18 protein-coding genes are annotated in these 20,754 nt (G+C 60.0%); 7 read left to right on the plus strand and 11 right to left on the minus strand.

What is annotated here, in order from left to right; all coding sequences use genetic code 11:
- The first annotated feature begins 163 nt into the window (after positions 1-163).
- The 3 genes from J7E41_RS15930 to J7E41_RS15940 are packed head-to-tail and all read left to right on the plus strand — an operon-like array spanning position 164 to position 3,729.
- The gene (locus J7E41_RS15930; protein ID WP_214994257.1) at positions 164-823 is read left to right on the plus strand and encodes a paraquat-inducible protein A; all 660 of its coding nucleotides are present in this window, start codon (positions 164-166) and stop codon (positions 821-823) included.
- Positions 810-1,433 carry a paraquat-inducible protein A gene (locus J7E41_RS15935; protein WP_214994258.1) on the plus strand — a complete coding sequence of 208 codons (624 nt, stop codon included), beginning with the start codon at positions 810-812 and terminating at the stop codon, positions 1,431-1,433. The genes J7E41_RS15930 and J7E41_RS15935 overlap by 14 nt, the downstream gene beginning before the upstream one ends.
- Positions 1,426-3,729 (plus strand): PqiB family protein, encoded by a 2,304-nt coding sequence (locus J7E41_RS15940; RefSeq protein WP_214994259.1) that lies wholly within the window; start codon positions 1,426-1,428, stop codon positions 3,727-3,729. Before J7E41_RS15935 ends, J7E41_RS15940 begins: the two co-directional genes overlap by 8 nt.
- Positions 3,730-3,897: 168 nt before the next feature.
- Here J7E41_RS15940 and mksF read toward each other — a convergent pair whose 3' ends face one another.
- Genes mksF through mksB form a run of 3 tightly spaced genes read right to left on the minus strand, consistent with a single transcriptional unit; the run spans position 3,898 to position 8,709 of the window.
- Positions 3,898-6,738, minus strand: a complete 2,841-nt coding sequence (gene mksF / locus J7E41_RS15945) for an Mks condensin complex protein MksF (protein WP_179449076.1) — start codon at positions 6,736-6,738, stop codon at positions 3,898-3,900.
- Positions 6,735-7,442 carry an Mks condensin complex protein MksE gene (gene mksE, locus J7E41_RS15950; protein ID WP_214994260.1) on the minus strand — a complete coding sequence of 236 codons (708 nt, stop codon included), beginning with the start codon at positions 7,440-7,442 and terminating at the stop codon, positions 6,735-6,737. The genes mksF and mksE overlap by 4 nt, the downstream gene beginning before the upstream one ends.
- Positions 7,432-8,709 (minus strand): Mks condensin complex protein MksB, encoded by a 1,278-nt coding sequence (mksB, locus tag J7E41_RS15955; RefSeq protein WP_214994262.1) that lies wholly within the window; start codon positions 8,707-8,709, stop codon positions 7,432-7,434. The genes mksE and mksB overlap by 11 nt, the downstream gene beginning before the upstream one ends.
- 214 nt (positions 8,710-8,923) lie before the next feature.
- On the opposite strand from mksB, the gene J7E41_RS15960 reads away from it, so the two are divergent.
- Both J7E41_RS15960 and rimI read left to right on the plus strand, forming a co-directional pair.
- Entirely contained in the window at positions 8,924-9,670 is a 747-nt protein-coding gene (locus tag J7E41_RS15960; RefSeq protein WP_214994755.1) for an energy transducer TonB, read from the plus strand.
- The gene (gene rimI / locus J7E41_RS15965) at positions 9,663-10,115 is read left to right on the plus strand and encodes a ribosomal protein S18-alanine N-acetyltransferase (protein ID WP_214994264.1); all 453 of its coding nucleotides are present in this window, start codon (positions 9,663-9,665) and stop codon (positions 10,113-10,115) included. Before J7E41_RS15960 ends, rimI begins: the two co-directional genes overlap by 8 nt.
- A gap of 33 nt (positions 10,116-10,148) precedes the next feature.
- On the opposite strand, the gene J7E41_RS15970 is transcribed toward rimI, so the two are convergent.
- Complete coding sequence (locus J7E41_RS15970) at positions 10,149-10,553, minus strand: serine kinase/phosphatase (protein ID WP_214994267.1); 405 nt, start codon at positions 10,551-10,553, stop codon at positions 10,149-10,151.
- A 152-nt stretch (positions 10,554-10,705) separates the two neighbouring features.
- Here J7E41_RS15970 and can point away from each other — a divergent pair, with 152 nt between their 5' ends.
- On the plus strand, positions 10,706-11,350 hold the full coding sequence (can, locus tag J7E41_RS15975; protein ID WP_169352917.1) for a carbonate dehydratase: 645 nt from the start codon (positions 10,706-10,708) through the stop codon (positions 11,348-11,350).
- Here the strand turns inward: can and J7E41_RS15980 are convergent.
- The 6 genes from J7E41_RS15980 to J7E41_RS16005 form a co-directional block, all read right to left on the minus strand.
- Positions 11,347-11,862, minus strand: a complete 516-nt coding sequence (locus J7E41_RS15980) for an SET domain-containing protein-lysine N-methyltransferase (RefSeq protein WP_214994269.1) — start codon at positions 11,860-11,862, stop codon at positions 11,347-11,349. The genes can and J7E41_RS15980 overlap by 4 nt on opposite strands.
- A gap of 161 nt (positions 11,863-12,023) precedes the next feature.
- A complete protein-coding gene (locus tag J7E41_RS15985) occupies positions 12,024-13,193 on the minus strand; it encodes a hypothetical protein (protein ID WP_214994271.1) in 1,170 nt (389 codons plus the stop codon).
- Between the two features lie 123 nt (positions 13,194-13,316).
- On the minus strand, positions 13,317-15,017 hold the full coding sequence (acpA, locus tag J7E41_RS15990; RefSeq protein WP_214994273.1) for an acid phosphatase: 1,701 nt from the start codon (positions 15,015-15,017) through the stop codon (positions 13,317-13,319).
- A gap of 93 nt (positions 15,018-15,110) precedes the next feature.
- Positions 15,111-16,529, minus strand: a complete 1,419-nt coding sequence (locus tag J7E41_RS15995; RefSeq protein ID WP_155581898.1) for a short-chain fatty acid transporter — start codon at positions 16,527-16,529, stop codon at positions 15,111-15,113.
- Between the two features lie 108 nt (positions 16,530-16,637).
- Positions 16,638-17,102: a hypothetical protein gene (locus J7E41_RS16000; RefSeq protein ID WP_214994275.1), complete on the minus strand. Its 465-nt coding sequence runs from the start codon at positions 17,100-17,102 to the stop codon at positions 16,638-16,640.
- 12 nt (positions 17,103-17,114) lie between these two features.
- Complete coding sequence (locus J7E41_RS16005) at positions 17,115-17,822, minus strand: hypothetical protein (protein WP_214994277.1); 708 nt, start codon at positions 17,820-17,822, stop codon at positions 17,115-17,117.
- A 150-nt stretch (positions 17,823-17,972) separates the two neighbouring features.
- Between J7E41_RS16005 and J7E41_RS16010 the strand changes: the two genes are divergently transcribed.
- Positions 17,973-19,259, plus strand: coding sequence for an MFS transporter (locus J7E41_RS16010; RefSeq protein ID WP_214994279.1), 1,287 nt, complete (start codon positions 17,973-17,975; stop codon positions 19,257-19,259).
- 6 nt (positions 19,260-19,265) lie between these two features.
- Here the strand turns inward: J7E41_RS16010 and J7E41_RS16015 are convergent, their stop codons facing one another.
- Positions 19,266-20,636: a gluconate:H+ symporter gene (locus tag J7E41_RS16015; RefSeq protein ID WP_214994281.1), complete on the minus strand. Its 1,371-nt coding sequence runs from the start codon at positions 20,634-20,636 to the stop codon at positions 19,266-19,268.
- Between the last annotated feature and the right edge of the window lie 118 nt (positions 20,637-20,754).

The raw sequence follows: 20,754 nt of genomic DNA on the forward strand, positions 1-20,754 counted from the left end.
CAAGATTAAATTCCAGAACCCCATTTGCGAAAGCAGATGGGGTTTTGTTTTGGGCGATCGAAAAGTTCAGGAACATCTACTGGCAGCCCGACAATTTTGCACAGTTATTTCTGAACCAGAACACTAGAATAGGCACCTAGCCTTTTTAGAGTCCGAGCCCTATATGCCCGATCCGGTTGATGCCCTCGCGGTATCAGACTTACCGCTGGAAGACTTGGTGGCATGCCATGAGTGCGATTTGCTGATGCGCAAGCCAACGCTTGCCCGCGGTGAGACGGCCCAATGTCCGCGCTGCGGCTACGAGCTGTATGCTCGTCGCCACAACGTCGTTGAACGCAGCCTTGCTTTGGTACTGGCCGCACTGTTGTTGTACGTCCCCGCGAACTTTTTACCCATTATGGAGCTCAATCTACTCGGGCAGTCCTCTCAGGACACCGTGTGGAGCGGCGTTGTCGGTCTGTTTGATACCGGCATGGAAGGGGTTGCCGCAGTGGTTTTCCTCTGCAGCATGGGTATTCCCCTGCTTAAATTGCTGTGCCAATTGGCTGTGCTGCTGAGCATCCGCTGGAACATTGGCCGCAGCTACGGTTTGTTGCTGTACCGCATTTATCACCACCTTCGGGATTGGGGGATGCTCGAGGTCTACTTGATGGGCGTACTGGTCGCCATCGTAAAGCTGGCCGACATGGCGTCCATCAACGTAGGTCTGGGCTTGGCCTGTTTTATCAGTCTATTAATGGTTCAGGTCCTGCTGGAGGTGGTGATGTCGCCTCACCAGATATGGGAAGCGTTGTCAGGAGAGGATGCTCATGCGGGCGATTGATGCGGGCATTCTGATCTGTACTGAATGTCACGAATTGAACAGGCAAGATTCGGACGCCGATGAGCAAACGTGTACCCGTTGCGGTGCTCTGGTTCATGCGCGTCGCCCGAATAGTTTGATGCGTACCTGGGCCTTGCTGATCACCGCCGCCATTCTGTACGTCCCCGCCAACCTGTTACCGATCATGACCGCGAGCTCCCTGGGTCAAGGTGACCCCAGCACCATCATGTCAGGGGTAATTCAACTGGCTCAACACGGCATGTATCCCATCGCCGCGGTCGTGTTTATCGCGAGTATTCTGGTACCGACCTTCAAGCTGGTGGGCATTGGTCTACTGCTGTTCTCGGTGCAACGTCGCCAGCCACTTTCCGCGCAACAACGCATTATCATGTACCGTTTTATCGAGTTCATCGGCCGCTGGTCCATGCTGGATATCTTCGTGATTGCCATCCTGGTGGCGGTCGTAAACTTTGGGCGACTTGCCAGCGTCGAGGCCAATCTCGGGGCCGTGGCTTTCGCCAGTGTGGTGATTCTGACGATGCTTGCCGCAGTAACTTTCGATCCCCGACTGATTTGGGATAACACGGAGTCGGACGACGACGATGAATGATTTGCCTAAGGCTAAAACCCGCCCAGCTTCCAACTGGTCGGCCATTTGGGTGTTGCCGTTGATTGCTCTGATCATCGGTGGTTGGCTGGGGTGGCGTGCCTATCACCAGCAAGGTATCGAGATTCAGGTCCGTTTTGAAAGCGGAGAGGGCATCCAGGCCAACAAGACCGAAGTGGTCTACAAAGGCATGTCCGTGGGTAAGGTCAAAACCCTGGCCCTGGATGATGAGGGCAACAATCGTGGGGTGATTGCCACCATCGAGATGAACAAGGACGTCGAGCAATACCTCAAGACCAACACCCGTTTCTGGCTGGTCAAGCCCAGCGTCAGCCTGGCGGGGATCACCGGCCTCGAAACCCTGGTCTCAGGTAACTACATTGCGGCCAATCCTGGCGACGGCGAACCAACGCGCAAGTTCAAGGCGCTCTCCGAAGAGCCTCCATTATCCGATGCCAAGCCGGGCCTGCACCTGACCCTCAAGGCTGAACGGCTCGGTTCGTTGAACCGTGGCAGCCCGGTGTTCTACAAACAGATCCAAGTGGGCCAGGTCAAAAGCTACCTGCTCTCCGAAGATCAGAGCACCGTTGAAATCAAGGTCTACATCGAGCCCACCTACGCCAACCTGGTGCGCAAACATACGCGTTTCTGGAACGCCAGCGGCATCAGCATCGACGCCAACCTCTCCGGCGTCAAAGTGCGCAGCGAGTCCCTCTCCAGCATCGTCGCCGGCGGTATCGCCTTCGCCACGCCGGAGAATCGCAAGGACAGCCCTCCCACCGATCCGACCCTGCCGTTCCGTCTGTACGAAGACTTCGACGCCGCTGCCGCAGGTATTCGGGTCAAGGTCCAGCTCAGCGACTTCGAGGGGTTACAGGCGGGTCGCACGCCAGTGATGTACAAAGGCATCCAGGTCGGCAGCCTGAAAACCTTGAAGGTCGCCTCCGACCTCTCCAGCGCCAATGCCGAGTTGACCCTGGATCCATTGGCTGAAGACTACTTGGTCCAGGACACTCAGTTCTGGGTGGTCAAACCCTCGATCTCCCTGGCCGGTATCACCGGTCTCGAAGCACTGGTTAAAGGTAACTACATTGCCATTCGTCCGGGTGACAAGGGCAGTGCACCGCAACGCGAGTTCGTCGCTCGGGCCAAGGCACCGCCGCTGGACCTGCGTTCCCCCGGCCTGCACATGGTGCTGCTCACTGACAGTCTCGGTTCGCTGGAGGTCGGCAGCCCGATTCTCTACAAGCAGGTCAAGGTCGGCTCGGTGCAGAGCTATCAGTTCTCCCGCAAGAACAAGCAACTGGTGATCGGCGTTCACATCGAGAAAGAATACGAAGGCCTGGTCAATGGTTCGACCCGCTTCTGGAATGCCAGCGGCGTGACGCTCACCGGCGGCCTCACCGGCGGTATCCAGGTGAAAAGTGAATCCCTGCAAAGCTTGATGGCGGGTGGTATCGCCTTCGAAACGCCTGAGCCGAACGTGCCGCTGAAACACCGTATCCCACGTTTCCGCTTGTTCCCTGACCGTGAAACCGCCCACAAACGAGGTACTCTGGTGACCATCAAGGTTGACCGCGCCGACGGGTTAAGCACAGGCACGCCAGTGCGTTTCAAGGGCCTGGATGTGGGCAAGATCGAAAGCGTAGACCTCAGCGCCGATATGCAATCGGTACTGCTCGGTGCACGGATCACCGAAGTACCGGAGCGCATTGCCCGCGTCGGTAGCCAGTTCTGGGTGGTCAAGCCAGAGCTGGGAATAATGAAAACCTCCAACCTGGAAACCCTGGTCACCGGCCAATACATCGAAGTCCTGCCTGCCGTGAAAAGCACCGGGCCACAGAAAGACTTCGTTGCCTTGGCACAACCGCCTGAGACCAACGTGCAGGAAGCCGGTTTGAGCCTGGTACTCAGCGCCGCCCGTCGTGGCTCGCTGAAAATCGGTGTGCCGGTGACTTACCGTGAAGTCACTGTAGGCAAGGTCACAGGCTACGAACTGGGCCAAACCGCGGATCGCGTGTTGGTCCATGTGCTGATCGAACCCAAATACGCCCCATTGGTTCGTAGCGGCAGTCGTTTCTGGAACACCAGCGGCTTTGGTGTCGACTTCGGCCTGTTCAAGGGCGCGACGGTGCGCACAGAGTCCCTGGAAACGTTGATCCAGGGCGGCATAGCCTTTGCGACTCCGGACGGTGAACGCATGGGCAACCCGGCGCGTCCCGAGCAGACGTTCCCGTTGTTCGACCAGTTCGAAGACGAATGGCTGACCTGGGCACCCAAAATTCCGCTCGGAAAATAGACCGAGGCGTGGCTTTCGCGAGCAAGCCCGTTCCCACATTTGATCGCGTTCCAATGTGAGAGCCGGGCTTGCCCGCGATGAGGCCATCAGAAACACTATAAAACATAAAGATCACAAAAAAGGCCGCGATCCATTGGATCGCGGCCTTTTGCGTTTCAGTGCAGCCGATCAGACTTCGTCCAACTCCGGCTCATCTGCCTGCACGTTGACGGTCGCCTTCACCACATCATGACGGCGAATGTATTTCCAGTCCGCCTCATCAATGTAGATACCGTTTGGCCCACTGCCGCCTTCCAGGTCAATCGCCACCTGGGCGGAAACCTGCGGTTTCACACTGGCCAGGATCGGCACAAAGCCCAGTTGCAAACTGGTTTCCAGCAAAGCCGCCTGGTTCTTCTCGTCGATGTCTGCCGCCTCGTCGAGGTAGTAAGGCAGACGCACGCGACCGGCCTGGTCGCGGTCCATCAAGTGCAGCAACAAGTACATGTTGGTCAGCGCCTTGATGGTCATGGTGGTGCCGTTGGACGCGGCGCCATCGATGTCGGTGTGGATAATCGGCTGGCCATTGACCTTGGTGATCTCGAACGCCAACTCAAACAGGTCCTTGAGACCCAGCTGGTTATGATTCGCCGCCACCAGGCGTGCCAGGTATTCCTTGGCCTCTTCGTTCTTGTTGTCTTGCTCGGCACTTTGACTCAGGTCGAACACCGACAGGGTTTCGCCTTCTTCATACTGACCGGCACTGTGAATGATCTGGTCGATATGCTTGAGGGCTTCCTTGTTCGGCGCCAGCACGATGCGGAAGCTTTGCAGGTTGGAGACCTGACGCTTGTTGATCTCGCGGTTGAACAACGCCAACTGGTGCTCAAGGCTGTCGTAGTCGCTGCGGATATTGCGCAAGGTTCGCGCGATATCGGTCACCGCCGCACGCCGCGCCTTGCCCAGGGTCAGGGCTTCGTCGGTACGGTGTGCATAAGCGTTGATCAGCAGGTGCAGGCGGCGCTCCATATCATCTTCGCTGTCGAACTTGGCCACACCTTTGAGGCGCACCTGTGCGTACAGCGCGTCGATCTGGCCATCAGCGCGCTGCAAACCCTGCCAGCTGTCCTGATAGTCATTGAGCAACGGCAGCAGGTTATCCATGGAGTCGTCGACCGGGTCCATGAACGGCGTACCAAACGGCAAGTCCGCCGGCAGCAACTGACGACGACGCAAGGCGTCATCCAGCGTGCGTTGCTTGGCTTCCATGTCGCCGATCTGCCTGCCCACCAACTGCAGCTTGGCCGACAGTTGCTGGACGCGTTCGGTGAAAGCATCACTGGAACGCTTCAACTCGTCTTGCGCCGCTTCCATCTGCGCCAGGTTTTCCAGCTTCTCGCCTTCCTCGGCGCTCAGGGTCTGAGCGCGGCGGAAATCTTCCAACGCTTTCTGTGCATCCAGTACTTGCTGGTACAGCGCTTCGGTCTGGGTCTTGCTCGCTGCCCGGTCAGAAGCGACGGCTTGCTGGGTTTTCAGTTGCTTGAGTTCTTTTTCCAGGCGCTCTTTCTGGTCGCGTAATGCCGCGCGGTCGGCCAACGCCTGCAACGCCGGTGGCTCGATGTGCGAGATGTCGATGGACAGCCCCGGCACTTCAAAACGCTCGCCCTTGAAGCCATCGAGGATCAGCTCCAGGGATTTGACCCACTGGCCATCCTCATCCAGCGTGATGCCGTGCTCACCCAGCGGCAAGCTGAACAACGAACTGTTGAACAGGCGCATCAGGCGCTCGACGTCCTGCTGGGAAAACTCTTCGCGCAGCTTGGCGTAGCTGTTGTTATCCGCGTGGTCGAGTTGCTGCTTGACCGACTTCAACCGTTTTTCCAGATCCCGCAGACGCTCATCCAGATCCTCGGCGCTGAACTGCCGCGACTGCGCCAGGGCGCCTGCCAGTTCATCGTGAGCATCCTTGGCCGCCAGCAATTGCTGTTCCAGAACCTTGACGTCATCCACCAGGGCAAAGCGATGCTTGAGCACCGACAACTCGCCCAGCCAGCGCTGAATGCCGCTGATTTCCCGCTCCAGACGCATCAGTTCCTGGGTGCCGCCGCGTTGGTCGTTCTGCAGGGCATCTTGCTCGTTACGGTAATGCTCGGCCTGGATCGTCAGTTCTTCCTTGCGCGCACTGGCATAGTCCGACCAGGTGCCCAGCAGCGAGTCCAGCAACGGCGATAGGCGATGCAATTTGCCCCGCAGGATCTCTCGCTGTTTCACACCGTTGGAAAGCGCTTCCACCAGCGGGCCGGCGGCCACCAGCGAGTTGTAGTCCTGTTCCATCCGTCGTACATCGCGGAAAGCTTCTTCGCACGCGGCGATGTAATCGACACTGCCGGAACGCAGGCTGTGCTCGAAGGCATCGAGGAACAGTTGCTTGAGTTTGGCCGCAGTGATTTCCCGCATGTGCAGCAAGTTGATAAACAGCGCACGGAAAGTCTTCAGGCTCTGCTCGCTGGTGGAGCGCAGCGGAATCAGGGTCAGGTCCAGCGGGATCGAAGTGTGACCACCCACCAGCAAACGACGCAGTTCATCGGGCTTGAGCTCATAGGCTTTCAGGCCTTCGCGCTCAAGGTTGGTGAACAGCTCTTTCTGGCGCAGGCAGGTGTCATTCTTCTGATAATGGGCCAGGTCCAGCTTGCCGGCGTAGGCAAAGAACTGGTGCCCGAAACCGCCGCCCGGGCCGCGCCCGACAACACCAATCACGTGTGGGCCGTGGGGCAGGGCGACTTCAACGAGGATGTAGCTGGTGTCGGTAGCAAAGTAGAAACGCCGGGATTGCTCCAGGGTGTACTTGCCGAAGCTCATGTCTGACATACGCGCCAGAATCGGGAACTGCAGGGCGTTGATCGAAGCTGATTTACCGAGGTTGTTCGCGCCATATACCGACAGCGGTTCTTCCAGCGGGAACAAGCCCAGGCTGTAACCGGCGGTGTTCAAAAGGGCGAAGCGGCGAATGCCGTAGCGTTCCTTGCTCATGCGTCGGTCTCCTGTTCTTCGGCAATGGCACGGGCCATGGCGTCTTCTTCGCTTTCTTCAGCGAAGTCACTCAAATCCAAGGGATCGTCTGTTTTCAGCAGTTTTTCATCGCTGTCTTCGTCGATCAACACCGGCACCGGCAAAGGCAACACGCTGTGCAGGCTGGCTGCCAAGTCACGGTCTTGCTGCACGGAGAGGCACACATCAAGGAAGCGATGCATCGGCGGCAAGAAGCGGTAGATACCGTTTTCTTCGCTGGCAAAGCCGAGCTGGGTCATGCGGCGCATGATTTTTTCTTCCAGCTCTTCCTGGGTCTGCACTTCGGCCTGGATAAACAGGTCGCGGTACTTTTCCAGCAAGGAGGGCAATTCATCACGGCCCAGGCTGCCACCGTCGAGCACGGCAACCGGGTCGCGGCCCTGGTCGGCCAGGTGTTCGACGATGATGAAGGTGAATAACGCCAGGCGCTGGGCGGTCTTGTTGACCTGCGCGGCGGCAACAGCGGTGTCCGGGACGAAGTAGTAGAAACCCCGGGTGTCGCATACCAGCTCAAAGCCCAGGGCCTTGAACAGCGTGCGGTATTGGTCCTGGAAGTTCGACAGTTGTGCGTACAGCTCCGGGTCGCGGCGACTGACGTGGTACCCCTTGAACAGTTCGCGAAAGATCGGTGCCAGTTGGGACAGTTCGGATAGATCAAGATGCATAAGGTGTGCTCGCAGAATTCTCGGCCGTATCAAGGCTGGCCGGGAGCAGGGCGAAGGAGCGCAGGCTGACCTGGTGCTCGTGAGTGTGGTAATCCCGTCGTTCCAGACGTTCGCGCTTGAAGCGTTTCTCCCGCGACAGGCGTGAGAACCAGTACAGCAACTCGTCGGTCGCGCCGTCCGGTTCCTGCTCCAGCAGCCAGGTCATCAGGTCCGGCATCGGCAGCGCGTCTTCGCAACGCTCGAGCATTTCCTTGACCGTGCGTGGCGCACGAGGGGCTTCGCCCTTGTGGGATTTGTGCGCCTTGGGAAAGCGCGCCGGTTTGGGCTCGAAGTTCGCCAGGGCGTAGACATAGGCCTCGACCTGGCTGGCGCTGCCGAGAAAGGTACTTTGCGGCCGGGTAAACATCGGCATTGCCGCTTGCGGCACCGCGTCCAGGCCCTTGCGGCGAATGGCCGACAAGGCCAGCGCGGCGCCACGGGTCACGGCGTTGTGCCGGCGCGCTTCTTCACGCAGCGGCAGCAGCAATTCACGGGCATGACGCAAGGTCAGTTGGGCGCTGGTCTGCATTTCGAGGATGCGTGCGTGAGTGCGCAGCAGCATGTCGTCGTCCACGAGGTGGCCGAGGCGTTGCTGCTCGGTGAGCATGCGCAGCAGCACGTTTTCGACCTTGCGCACGCCTTGTTCGAAGGCGCCGTCGGCGTTGACCAGTTGAATCATCGGTTCGACGTATTCGTCCCAGGTCGCCAGTACTTCGGCGTAACGCTGACGCAACGGGATCTGCCGGTCGCTGGTCTTGGCGCGATCGGCCACGGCGGCGAGGGCTTGTTCGTCGTTGGCGAGCTTTTTCAGCACGTCGCGCACGCGCATATCCAGCAAGCGCAGTTGCCGGGCCAGGTCGTGGCCGTCGCGGATGTCGAAGGCGTCCTGGATATAACCGGCCAGGCGCTCAAGGTGACGCAGGTAGGCTTCGATTTCCAGGCACAGGCCTAGCCGGTGCTCCTTGCGAAGATAGGCGAGGAAGTCGTGGATCTGCGCATTGAGCTCGAAACGGTTCGGGCTCTTGGCGACAGGTACCAGGATATCCAGGCGAATCCACACGTCCAGCAGGCTGGTGATGTCCTGTGGCGTGCTGTCCAGTTGTTGGGCGGCCAGTTGCGCGCGCAGCTCGGCAAGGCTCAGGGTGCCTTGGTCAAAGTGTTCGCACAGTGGCTCAAGCAGGGCCCAGTGTTCGGCGAGGGCGCGCAAGACGCGCTTGGGTTCGATCATGGGAATGGCCGGCTGGTTGGCGATTAAAAGCAGCGATTGTACTGCATCCTCGGTGGGATTTATCCACAGCCGGTCAGGGCGTGGTCGGGAGATGTTTTAAACGATCAACTGCGGGCGATCTTCGTCGAAGGGCGGTAGAATCCCCTTTCTTTAGTTATCCACAAGTGGCCGACCCTTGCTTATCGAGTCCCGACGCCGCGCTTACTTGACCGCCATGCAGGTGGTCAACTGGCTGCCGCGCACCGAACTGCCCTTTGCCGCGCCTTCGCGGCCTGAGCTGCTGGAAGCGCTTGAACCGTTTGAGGCCTTCGAGTCTTCGGGTGAAGAAGCGGCTGTGCCTGTAGCGCTGGTCAAGCCGCCTGCCGAGGTGGTTGCAAGGCCTGCGGAGCGGGTCAAGATTGAAGTACCGCGTCCGTCGCCGATTGCCAAACCTGCCGTTACAGAAGAAGCGGCACCCGTGGCCAAGGCCCCGGTCGTGCCGCCGCCGCGCTTTGCTCTGCAACTGCTGCGGGCCGGGCGTTGCCTGTTGCTGGTGGAATTGCCTACCGGCGAGCGCTTCCAGACCCGCGACCCGGCCTATCTGCTGCTCAAGGACATGCTGCGCGCCGCCGGCCTGCCGGACAGCCCGCAAATCGTCGGCGAGCCGGTGCGTTGGCCGCTGTTGGTGCGCGGCACGATGGACCAAGGGCCGGAAGCTGCGCGGGACTTCGTACAAGGATTTGTGTCGGCACGCCTGGAAGATGAGCCGTGCGTGTGCCTGTGGCTGATCGGCTTGCCCGCCGTACGTTTTGCGGGTGAAGCCGATGCCGAAGCCTGGTACCGCGAGCTGCAGGTTGAAGGCCTGGGTTCAGTCTGGGCCCTGCCGGGCCTGGAATTATTAATGGAAGAGCCACAGCGTAAGGCTGACGTCTGGCAAGCCATGCGCCGGCTGATGGCGCGTTGGAAAAGTACCGATGAGTGACGCTGTATCCTTTCGCCCAATGACCGAGGCGGACCTCGACGCCGTACTGAAAATCGAATACGCGGCGTTCAGCCATCCCTGGACCCGCGGGATTTTTCTCGATGGGTTGGGCAAGTACCAGATCTGGCTGATGTTTGACGGTGAGCAGCAAGTGGGGCATGGGGTGGTGCAGATCATCCTCGATGAAGCCCATTTGCTGAACATCACCGTCAAGCCGGAAAACCAGGGCCGCGGCCTGGGCCTGAAATTGCTGGAACACCTGATGTCCCGGGCTTATGCAGCCAATGCGCGGGAATGCTTTTTGGAGGTGCGTGACAGCAATACCGGCGCGTTTCGGTTATATGAGCGTTATGGGTTCAACGAGATTGGTCGCCGGCGGGATTATTACCCCGCTGTCGGTGGCCGCGAAGATGCGGTTGTCATGGCCTGCACCCTGGTCGATTAGACGCAACAACCCATGTGTGGGAGCGGCGGTGCTTCAACGATTGCCATCTACCGGATCCCGCTCCGCCATCTCCGCTTCATCCAAGCCGTTTCCGCCGCCAATATCATCCTCATCGACGATACTCAGGTCCCAATCGGCCTGTTCGCCTTCACCTTCTTCCCGGGCATCCCGTGCGCCATCCTCACGAATCAGGGTTTCCGGGCTCATGTCATCATCGGTCGACTCATGATCATCGGTCGAAGCCCCGGTCATGCCGGCCTCTCGCACCCGTTCGTCGGGCATCAAGTGCTTGCGCTCCCGACGTGGAATTTCATCGCCAATCTCCGCCGTCGGCTCCTCCTCGTCGAAGTCCAGCTCCCGCATCGAGCCCATGCGGTCCTCGTTGTCATCAATCGGCTCCGGTTGCGGTGCACCGTAGGGACGTCGTGATTCAGTCATGACCATTCCTCATACTGTGGGGCTTATAGTGTGTGGACAGGCACTACACACTAAGATTCAAGGTAATTACGGTTTGGCTATCTGCATTTTGGGCGTGACCCCGACGGGCGGTCGTCTGTCAAAGCTGCGCATCATTCCTGAGGCTTTCCCTGATGAACGAACTACAAGACCTGCTTGATAACAACGAACGCTGGGCGGATGCGATCAAACAGGAAGATCCCGAATTCTTCGCCAAGCTCGCCCGCCAGCAAACCCCGGAATACCTGTGGATCGGCTGTTCGGATGCCCGTGTGCCGGCCAACGAGATCGTCGGCATGCTGCCCGGTGACCTGTTTGTGCACCGCAATGTGGCCAATGTCGTGCTGCACACCGACCTCAACTGCCTGTCGGTGATCCAGTACGCCGTCGATGTGCTCAAGGTCAAACACATCCTGGTCACCGGCCACTATGGCTGTGGCGGTGTGCGCGCCTCGATGCAGGACCGTCAGTTGGGTCTGATTGACGGCTGGCTGCGCTCGATCCGCGACCTCTATTACGAAAATCGCGAAGTGCTTGCCCAATTGCCCACGGAAGAGGAGCGGGTTGACCGCCTCTGCGAGCTGAACGTGATCCAACAAGTGGCCAACGTCGGCCATACCAGCATTGTGCAAAACGCCTGGCACCGCGGGCAGAGCCTGTCGATCCACGGTTGCATCTACGGGATCAAGGACGGGCGCTGGAAAAGCCTGAACGCCACCATCAGTGGTTTCGAACAATTGCCGCCGCAATATCGCCTGCGCCCGGTCGGCGCGGTTTAGGGGCGTTTACGTTTACGCCATTGCTCCATAAACAGCTGGCCATCGGCATTCAGGGGCTCCTTCATGCCGGTGATCCAGCCTCGGCAGTTGAGTTCGTCGCAGCGGCAGGCGAATTGCTGGGGCAGTTCGTCTTCGGTGCTGGAGTAATCCATGGTCAGCACTGTACCGGGGGGGATCGGCTGGACCGACCACAGCTCCAGCTCGCTGATGTCGAGGAACACGTTCGGGTTGCATGAGTGCGACAGCAAACCGCTGAACCACCGGTCGTACAGGTGAATGCGAGAGGAAATCTGCAGGGTATGCAGTTGCCGCTCACTCAGCGCATAACCGGACACTTTGGCGATACGTACCCGACTGTCGAAAGCGGTCCTGGATTCGATCCCCGGGCCGTAGCGGGTCTGTACTACCTGAAAGTCGCGCGTCGACGGATAGCCAGGCTTGTCGAGCAGGGTTTCAAAGGGGTAAAGGCAGTCACTTGCAACAGGCGCCTTATCCATGGCTTGAGTTTTCATCACTCTCCTGAGTTTTGCTGCACTGGCCTGCGGGTAGTGATTGGCATGCCGGCCATGCAACTGATGGGTTCAGCTCAAGATTCGTTGAAGTGGCAGCCAATATCTACTGTCAAATCTGACAGTAGATATTGGCTATTTTTCGCGTAGGAAAATGTCTGCCCTTAGAGCGCGGGGGCGCTGATGGACGGTGCGGGTGCCGAGCCTTTTAACTGTTTCAACTGGGCTCGGATGCCTGGCGTGGCACATTTGGCATTGGCCTGCTCGGGCGTCAGCTCGCGAATCGAGGTGTAGAACAGTTCGCAGGTCTGCTCCTTACGCGTCACCTGCCACGTGTTCATGCAGGCTTTGAGTTGCACGTTGGCATCGCTGCCCGGTCTTTGACCCATTGCCGCCTGCCAGCAGGCCGCGCTCAAGTCCAGGCCCATGACCTTTAAGCCCGCCTCATCGGCCTTTTGCTCGTCGCCGTCATAGGTGTCCGGGTTGGCGGCATACCAGATGTAGCTGGGATGGTTGGCACCCAATACCGCCACCTTGCTGTCTTCGGTCGGGCTGATCTGTGCCAGGCCCAGTACGCCTACGGTTTGATCGTACTGCTGCTTGATCCAATTGCGCACCGGCGCGCCAAACGCCACCATGGGTAACGAGCCGTTGGCCTGCTGGCTGAGCTCCTTGACCATCCGTGTCTGGTACTCGGTGAAGTAGCTATAGACGCCCTCCAGATCCTTGCCAGCGGTGGACGGGGCGGCAATCGGGGCGATATCAATGATGGTCTGGTACTCCGGCGTCTGGGTCGCCGGAATACCGTTGGCTGTGAGCAAGGTGGCCCAGCGGTCGGTGGTGGCCGACTCCAGGTAGTCCTGGAAATGGGTCAGGGAGTAATCCGGCGGAAAATGCATCAGCTCGATGCTTTTGCGGTTTTCCAACGCCATGCCCAATGGCAGGAACAGGTACCAGCTGAACTGCCACTTGCCGTCGCTGTTGAGTTTGCTGGCGCCTTGATAGGCGAGGTCCGCCGTGTTCAGTAGGGTGGTCAACGGCTGATCATAGCTGTCCGGTACGCCACTGAAGGTCGCGAGGACCTTGTCCTGATCGGTTTTTACGCTGACTTTCGCCCGGCTGTAACCGTCACGTTGCAAGCTTTGGTTCAGGTAGTGCTCGACGGTCTGCTCCAGTGTCATCGGCCGAAAACAGATGACGCTGCAGTTGTTGGGGTAAGCGAACAATTGGGTGACCCGTTGCGGAGTGCCCAGCGGTACCTCGACATCAGCGTGTACGACCGCACTCAAGGTCAGTGCGGCCAGGGTGAAGGACAGCCTGGTCAGTTTAAACATGCTTGATTCCTTGTCAGCGAATGCCCGTCTGCGCGGGATGAATGCCCACCCTCACACAGTAGCGTCTGACCAGGAAAAACGTGCAGTAAATATGCTTTTTTGCCGGGCAATCGGCAAAACTCGCTACACCGTGAAGTGCAGGGCGTTACTCAAATCTCCCATGGGCTTCTGGCCTCGGGCGATCATCGCGTCATCACGCTGCTTGAGACCGTCAAGCTTCTCCAGTTGGAAGACCCGAGTGATCAGGCGCAGGGTCGATGCCGTGTCATAGACCGTGTGGTCCACCATGCCCTTGCGGGCGAAAGGCGAGACCACCAGCGCCGGCACGCGTGATCCCGGGCCCCAGCGATCGCCTTTGGGCGGCGCCACGTGGTCCCACCACCCGCCGTTTTCATCGACGGTGACAATGATCACCATGTTCTGCCACTGCGGGCTTTCCTGCAGCACCTTCAAGGCGCGGGCGATATGCCGGTCGCCCGAGGCCACGTCGGCGTAACCGGCGTGCATGTTGAGATTGCCCTGGGGTTTGTAGAAGGTCACGGCGGGCAGCTTGCCGGCCTCGGCATCGGCGAAAAACTTATTGGTGCTCGACTCCTCCCCCAGACCACCGTCGCGCAAGCGCTTGTTGCGCTCGGTCGGGTTCTCTGGCCCTTGCTGCTTGAAGTAGTTGAAGGGCTGATGGTGGTACTGGAAGTTCGGAATCTTCGGAATACCGCCTGAGTCCTTGAACTGGTCCAGGGTCGCTTGCCAGGCACCGGCGTACCAGGCCCAGTCGATGTTCTTTTTCGACAGCTTGTCGCCGATGTGTTCGTGGGTTTGCGGTACCAGCACGTTGGGCAAATCAGGCTTGGAGTAGTCCGGATGCTCTGGGTCGCGGATCCAGGTTGGCCAGTAGGGCGGGGCCAGGGTGTTTACGCCGTAGCCGTCGGGTGTCAGCGCGCTGGGGCCGAATTGCGGCGGCCCGGTCATGGCGCTGGCCGGGGATTTATCCAGAGGCTTGAGACGCGGATCCATCGGGTCGTCACTCTGCAACGCGGCGATCTGTGCCTTGGCCACCGATTGGGCCGCGTTCGGATAAAAAGGCGCCGTGGCGCTGATCAAGTACTGGTGGTTGAGGAACGAGCCACCAAAGGCGCCCTGGAAAAAGTTATCGCAGAGCACAAACTCCTTCGCCACGTCCCACAGCCTGAGGGCGTAGCGGCTCTGGGCGTAATGCCCCATGACCAGGCCACCGGCGTCGCCCCAGGCCACGAAACCATCGTTCTTGCCGCCATTGATCTGCATCTGGTTCTGGTAGAACACATGCCACAAGTCGCGGGTGACCAGGCTCAGGGGCAGGTCTTCGCCATTCGGGCCCTTGAGGGGGAACGGGGCGTTGGGCAGGTTTTCCTGGAATTGCACTTCGCTGGGATAAGTCACCCCATCCACGCTTTGCGGACCGACCTGCAATACGCCGCCCCAGGCTGGGGGCAGGGTGCTGAGCAGGCTGCCATCGCGATCACGTTGTTGATACTCGGCGGCAGAAAGCGCCGACAGCGGTTTTTCAACGCCTGGAAAGTCGGCAAACAGGTTATTGAAACTGCGGTTCTCGGCGTAGATCACCACCACGGTTTTCACCTGCTCGCGCAATGCCTTGTCCAGCTCTTGGGGCGTCAGCGGCCGCTCCACCGGTTTGCCCGGCGCTTCGCTGGTATTGCCGCAGGCACTTAAGGTCGCGCCCACTCCCAGCACCGCCGCCCCTCCCAGAAAACGCCGCCGGCTGGTGTCGACCGGCGGTTTGGTTGCCGTTTCGGGGGAAGGGCGGTCTTCGTGCTCGTCACTCATTGCTGGGAGTCCCTGCTGGCTAGTTGTTGCAAGATATTTCGCCAGAACGGTAGCAATGGAATGTGACGGAACGAAGACAGAACTGTTATTGGGCTATGGCATCACCGGCGGCAAATACTTCAACGTCGTCCCCAGCGCCCACAGCAGAAACAGCACCAACGGCGTGTGCACCAGCAACTGCACAAACGAAAAGCCAATCAGATCCCGCGCCTTCAATCCCAATACTCCCAGCAGCGGCAGCATATAGAAGGGGTTGATCAGGTTCGGCAATGCCTCGGCGGCGTTGTAGATCTGTACTGCCCAGCCCAGGTGATATTGCAGGTCATTGGCCACTTGCATCACGTAAGGCGCTTCGATGATCCACTTGCCGCCGCCCGACGGGATAAAGAAGCCGAGCACCGCCGAGTACACGCCCATCAACAGGGCGTAGGTGTCGTGGGACGCGATGGAGGTAAAGAAGGTCGAGATATGGTGAGCCAGGGTCTGGCCGTCGCCGCCTTTGACCACGGTCATCAGTGCCGCGATCGAGCCATACAGCGGAAACTGGATCAGCACCCCGGTGGTGGTCGGCACCGCTCGGGCCACTGCATCGAGGAAGCTGCGCGGGCGCCAGTGCAACAGCGCGCCGACCATCAGGAACAGAAAGTTGTAGGTGTTCAGCCCGGAAATGGCACTGATCGCCGGCTTGGTCGAGAACTCATGGAACAGCCACCCGGCCGCGAGCAACGCCAGCAGAATCGTCAGCAACGGGCTGTGCTCCAGCCATTCACCCGGACGGCTCGGCGGCTGTGGCTTGGGCAGATTGAAGGCCGGATCAACCCCGCAGGCCTTGGCGTCACGGGCGCTGTTCGGCCCTGGTGCGGTAGCGTAGGCGATGATCAGCGAGACCACGATCAGAGCCAGCAACAGCACGCCGGACTGCCAGAGAAAGATGGTGTCAGTGAAGGGAATCATCCCGGTGATCGACAGAATCGACGGCGGCAGGCTGGCGGGGTTGGCCTGCAATTGAGCCGCCGACGAGGATAGCCCCAGCGCCCAGACCGCGCCGAGCCCCAGATAAGCCGCAGCACCCGCCGCGCGGTAGTCCATGCGCAAGTCCGTGCGCCGGGCCAACGCCCGCACCAGCAGGCCGCCGAACACCAGGGACAAGCCCCAGTTGAGCAGCGAGGCCACCATCGAGATCAGCGCCACCCACGCCACGGCAGAACGGCCGTTTTTCGGGATACGCGCCAAGCGGTCAATCAACTTGACCGCAGGCGGCGAACTGGCGACCACGTAGCCGCCAATCACCACGAAGGCCATTTGCATGGTGAACGGGATCAGGCTCCAGAAACCATCGCCAAACGCCTTGGCCGCCTCGGTCGGCGCGGCACCCATGCTTAACGTCGCCACGGCGACAATGATCACGGCGAGGGCAGCAAACACCCAGGAGTCAGGAAACCAGCGCTCGGCAAAGTTCGAGCAACGCAGGGCGAAACGGGCATAGCGGCTATCTTCGATATCAGCGGCCATGAAGCTACTCCAGATTTTTATGATTATGGTGGGGCGCAGGGCCGCAGGAGGGCCCTTGGGTTCAGTTGCCCACAGTAAATCAAACCGGGGAGAAAATGGCAGCCCGTTTCAACCGGCCTGAGGCTTGGGATTACCCCGAAGAATGAAGTGCCGGGAAAACCCCAGTCGACGACTGACCCCAGCGGGCTCGGAGACCAGTGGCAAGCGAAACTGCGGGTGTTGCAACAGCTCCAGGCGCCAGGTGGTATCGCCAATAAACCGAAAGCTCAGGGTGTCGCCATCGCCCAGTAGCAAGTCGTGAAAATGCCCGCTGCTGTACGCCCCGCCCAGTGTCGCCGAATCCAGCAGCGCGCCACGTTCGTCGAGCAGATGAATGTTGAGGCCTTCTTCGAACGGCACATCATCCGTCAGAAACAGCAGGTAAAAGCTACGCCATTGCACCGCGGCTTCCAGTACCGCGCCGCTGACGAGGGTGCCACTGGCGACGCCCTGCAACAGCACTTCGCTGGCAGGAATCACCTCTTCATCGGCACCAGGCTGATGCCGGACGCTGACCTCTGAAGCCAACCGCATCATTGCGTCCCCTTAAAAGAGCATATCCATGCCAAAAGCGGCCAATGCACCACCGACAAAGGCGCCAACGGTGACGCACACCGGCGCTCCAGGCCCGCAGGCCAACCCGGCCAAGGCCCCCGACGCCATACCGCCGACAATTCCCGCGCCCGTGACGGCAATCTCCCGGCCAGCCGCCTGGGTCTTGTCTTCGGCACTCATCACGTTATAAACCGAAACCGCGATCGACAGCACAATCAGCCCGCGTCCGAAGCGGGACAGGTTGCGCATGGTGGCGGTAACCCGGGGGTTGGACTTGCCAGCCGATTTGACGATTTCGGCGTACACCGCGTTCTGCTGTGACGCCGACAAGCGGCTGAAATCCGCCGTCGGCCCATGCAGTTGCAGCGTCTTGCGCGCCACCAACTCGTTGAGCGTCTTGCCCTCACTCTTCAACTGCTGGGCCATGGCCCGGCCAACCGGCGTGCTGCGCGCGCGGATGATTTCCATGATGGCGTTGCGCGCCTCTTGCGCCTGGGACGCGGCCTGGGTCCAGGTCAGACGACCGCTGGCCACCTGCATGCGCAAATCATCGGCCATCAACTTGATGCGCTGGGTATAGGCCAGGCGTGCGCTGGCATCGATACTCAGGTGGGTACCGATGCTGGCGACTTCAGCCTGCAGCGCCTTGATCGAACTTTCAAAGGCGGCTTGTTGCTGACTCTGCACAGGTGTCGTCATGGCGGGCCTGCATTCGTCCGTGAGGGTGATCGAGTATGCCGCTGGAGATCGTCGGGTGGAAGAACCTCCGCCAATCGGGTTGATCGCGCCAGGGTTTGCGTAGACCATGCCCCCGCGTACCGTTATCTCTTTAATATTCAGAGTTTCGTCATGACTGCCATTTCTTATCCACAGGCGCAGCGCTTCTCCCGCTCCGACTACAAAACCCTGGGCCTGGCCGCCCTCGGTGGCGCCCTGGAAATCTACGACTTCATCATCTTCGTATTTTTTGCCCTGACCTTGAGCCAACTGTTCTTTCCGCCGGAAATGCCCGAGTGGCTGCGCCTGCTGCAAAGCTTCGGCATCTTCGTCACCGGCTACCTGGCGCGGCCGCTGGGCGGGATCCTGATGGCGCATTTTGCCGATCATCTGGGACGCAAACGGGTGTTCAGCCTGAGTATCCTGATGATGGCCTTGCCCTGCCTGCTGATCGGGATCATGCCGACTTACGCGCAAATCGGCTATTTCGCACCGCTGATCCTGCTGGCGCTGCGCATCCTCCAGGGCGCGGCGGTGGGCGGCGAAGTGCCCAGCGCCTGGGTGTTTGTCGCCGAGCATGCGCCGGCCAATCATCGTGGTTATGCCCTGGGTTTCCTACAGGCCGGCTTGACCTTCGGCTACCTGCTTGGCGCGCTGACGGCAACGCTGCTGGCGCAAGTGTTTACGCCCACTGAAATCCTCGATTACGCCTGGCGCTTTCCATTCCTGTTGGGCGGCGTGTTTGGCGTGATCGGTGTGTGGCTGCGGCGCTGGCTCAGCGAAACCCCGGTGTTCCTGGCGATGCAGGCCCGTCGTCAAGCCGACGCCGAACTGCCCCTGCGCAGGGTCTTGCGCGAACATCGCAGTGCCCTGTTGCCGGCGATGATCCTCACTTGCGTCCTCACCTCGGCGGTGGTGGTGCTGGTGGTCATCACCCCGACCATGATGCAGAAAACCTTCGGCATGAGCCCCAGCCACACCTTCGCCTTGAGCGCGTTGGGCATCGTCTTCCTGAACATCGGTTGCGTACTGGCCGGCCTGTTGGTGGACCGCATCGGTGCCTGGCGCGCGGTATTGGTCTACAGCCTGTTGCTGCCGGTGGGGATTGCGATTCTGTATGCCAGCCTCATCGCAGGCGGTGTCTGGCTCGGTGCGGCCTATGCGATTGCCGGCTTGAGTTGCGGTGTAGTGGGTGCGGTACCGTCAGTGATGGTCAACCTGTTCCCGGCGCAGATTCGGGTGTCGGGGATTTCCTTCACCTACAACATTGCCTACGCGCTGTGGGCGAGTACCACGCCGTTGATGTTGATCGCGCTGATGCCCACGAGTCCGTGGATATGCGTGGGGTATTGCGTGGTGATGGGTGCGGTTGGGGCGGTGAGTGCGGCGCACTTTGGCAGGCGCCACACCACCGCTTGACGGTCGTTACGTCAAAAAGTGCCACATCAGCAAGGTGCCGACCAGGCCTACCACCGAAACAATGGTCTGCAACACCGACCACACCCAGATCGTCTGCTTCAACTGCAAGCCAAAGTACTCGCGCACCATCCAGAACCCGGCATCGTTGACGTGGCAGAAGAACACCGAGCCCGCACCAATCGCCAACGCTACCAGTGAGCTTTGCGTCGCCGCCAGCCCCGCCATCATCGGCGCCAGGATGCCCGCCGTTGTGGTGGTGGCGACGGTCGCCGAGCCAGTGGCCTGGCGCAGGGCCACGGCGATCAACCACGCCAGCAACAGGTACGGCATATGGGCGCCTTCGGCGAACTTGCTGATGGTCTGGCTGACGCCAGCGTCCAGCAGGGTTTGCTTCAAGCCGCCGCCGGCACCGATGGTCAGCAGCAACACGGCGATAGGCGCGAGGGCTTTGCGCAGCGTGTTACCGACATCGGCGCGCGGCATGCCGCTGGCCCAACCCAGGCAAATCACCGCGGCAATCACCGCCAGCCCCAGGGCAATCAACGGTTCACCAAGAAACTTCAGGGTCAGGGCGATCGTGCTTTGCGCTGGCATGGCGACCTTGGCCAAGGTGCTGCCGAGCATCAGGATCACCGGTAACAGGATGATCAGCAGCGATACGCCAAAACCTGGCTGGCGCGGTGCCTTGGGCGGGGCGCTGAACAACGCGCCGATGTCGGCGGGCTCGTCAACATGCATGCGTTTGGACAGCCAGTTGCCGTAGAGCGGGCCGGCCAGGATCACCGCGGGAACCGCCAGGCAAAAGCCCAGCAACATGGTCAGCCCCAGGTCGGCGTGCAGCGCGCCTACAGCAATCAGCGGCCCGGGATGCGGCGGCATCAGTGCGTGCAGCGTGGTCATCCCTGCCAGCGCCGGAATGGCGATTTTCAGCAGCGGCTGGTTCGAGCGCTTGGCCATGACGAAGATGATCGGCACCATCATCACCAGGCCCACTTCAAAGAACAGTGGCAGGCCAATCACCATCGCCACCAGCGCCATCACCCACGGTAACGACTTGCCCTTGCCCAACCTCAACAGGGTGGTGGCGATACGGTCGGCAGCGCCGGATTCGGCCATCAGCGCGCCGAGCATCGAGCCCAGGGCGATGATGATCCCGGCTTCACCGAGAATCGCCCCGGCACCTTTGCTGAATGCTTTTGCTACCTCTTCAGGTGGCAATCCGGCGCCGACACCCGCGATAAAGGTGCCAATCAGGATCGACAGGAATGGCGGCAGCTTGGTCGCACTGATCAGCACAATAATGCTGGCGATGGCCAGCAGGACGCAGAGCATGAGGCGGGTGTCGTGAACCATCCACACGGCGGTCGATAACTCCAAAACGGGACTCCTTATCGAACAGGCTGACTAATATGTTTCTTTTTGTTTCATGTTCGAAAATCATACCTGATAAGACTGTTCCAGAGCGTTCGTGCGCAGTTTTGGTGCGGCCTGCTAA

It is taken from the genome of Pseudomonas fluorescens (assembly GCF_018614655.1).
GTDB classification, from domain to species: Bacteria; Pseudomonadota; Gammaproteobacteria; order Pseudomonadales; family Pseudomonadaceae; genus Aquipseudomonas; species Aquipseudomonas fluorescens_BX.

What these genes read in the sequence shown, in the direction of transcription:
- J7E41_RS15930 (WP_214994257.1), top strand. Translation starts at nt 164, where the DNA reads ATGCCCGATCCGGTTGATGCCCTCGCGGTATCAGACTTACCGCTGGAA.
- J7E41_RS15935 (WP_214994258.1), top strand. Translation starts at nt 810, where the DNA reads ATGCGGGCGATTGATGCGGGCATTCTGATCTGTACTGAATGTCACGAA.
- J7E41_RS15940 (WP_214994259.1), top strand. Translation starts at nt 1,426, where the DNA reads ATGAATGATTTGCCTAAGGCTAAAACCCGCCCAGCTTCCAACTGGTCG.
- mksF (WP_179449076.1), bottom strand. Translation starts at nt 6,738, where the DNA reads ATGAGCAAGGAACGCTACGGCATTCGCCGCTTCGCCCTTTTGAACACC.
- mksE (WP_214994260.1), bottom strand. Translation starts at nt 7,442, where the DNA reads ATGCATCTTGATCTATCCGAACTGTCCCAACTGGCACCGATCTTTCGC.
- mksB (WP_214994262.1), bottom strand. Translation starts at nt 8,709, where the DNA reads ATGATCGAACCCAAGCGCGTCTTGCGCGCCCTCGCCGAACACTGGGCC.
- J7E41_RS15960 (WP_214994755.1), top strand. Translation starts at nt 8,924, where the DNA reads ATGCAGGTGGTCAACTGGCTGCCGCGCACCGAACTGCCCTTTGCCGCG.
- rimI (WP_214994264.1), top strand. Translation starts at nt 9,663, where the DNA reads ATGAGTGACGCTGTATCCTTTCGCCCAATGACCGAGGCGGACCTCGAC.
- J7E41_RS15970 (WP_214994267.1), bottom strand. Translation starts at nt 10,553, where the DNA reads ATGACTGAATCACGACGTCCCTACGGTGCACCGCAACCGGAGCCGATT.
- can (WP_169352917.1), top strand. Translation starts at nt 10,706, where the DNA reads ATGAACGAACTACAAGACCTGCTTGATAACAACGAACGCTGGGCGGAT.
- J7E41_RS15980 (WP_214994269.1), bottom strand. Translation starts at nt 11,862, where the DNA reads ATGAAAACTCAAGCCATGGATAAGGCGCCTGTTGCAAGTGACTGCCTT.
- J7E41_RS15985 (WP_214994271.1), bottom strand. Translation starts at nt 13,193, where the DNA reads ATGTTTAAACTGACCAGGCTGTCCTTCACCCTGGCCGCACTGACCTTG.
- acpA (WP_214994273.1), bottom strand. Translation starts at nt 15,017, where the DNA reads ATGAGTGACGAGCACGAAGACCGCCCTTCCCCCGAAACGGCAACCAAA.
- J7E41_RS15995 (WP_155581898.1), bottom strand. Translation starts at nt 16,529, where the DNA reads ATGGCCGCTGATATCGAAGATAGCCGCTATGCCCGTTTCGCCCTGCGT.
- J7E41_RS16000 (WP_214994275.1), bottom strand. Translation starts at nt 17,102, where the DNA reads ATGCGGTTGGCTTCAGAGGTCAGCGTCCGGCATCAGCCTGGTGCCGAT.
- J7E41_RS16005 (WP_214994277.1), bottom strand. Translation starts at nt 17,822, where the DNA reads ATGACGACACCTGTGCAGAGTCAGCAACAAGCCGCCTTTGAAAGTTCG.
- J7E41_RS16010 (WP_214994279.1), top strand. Translation starts at nt 17,973, where the DNA reads ATGACTGCCATTTCTTATCCACAGGCGCAGCGCTTCTCCCGCTCCGAC.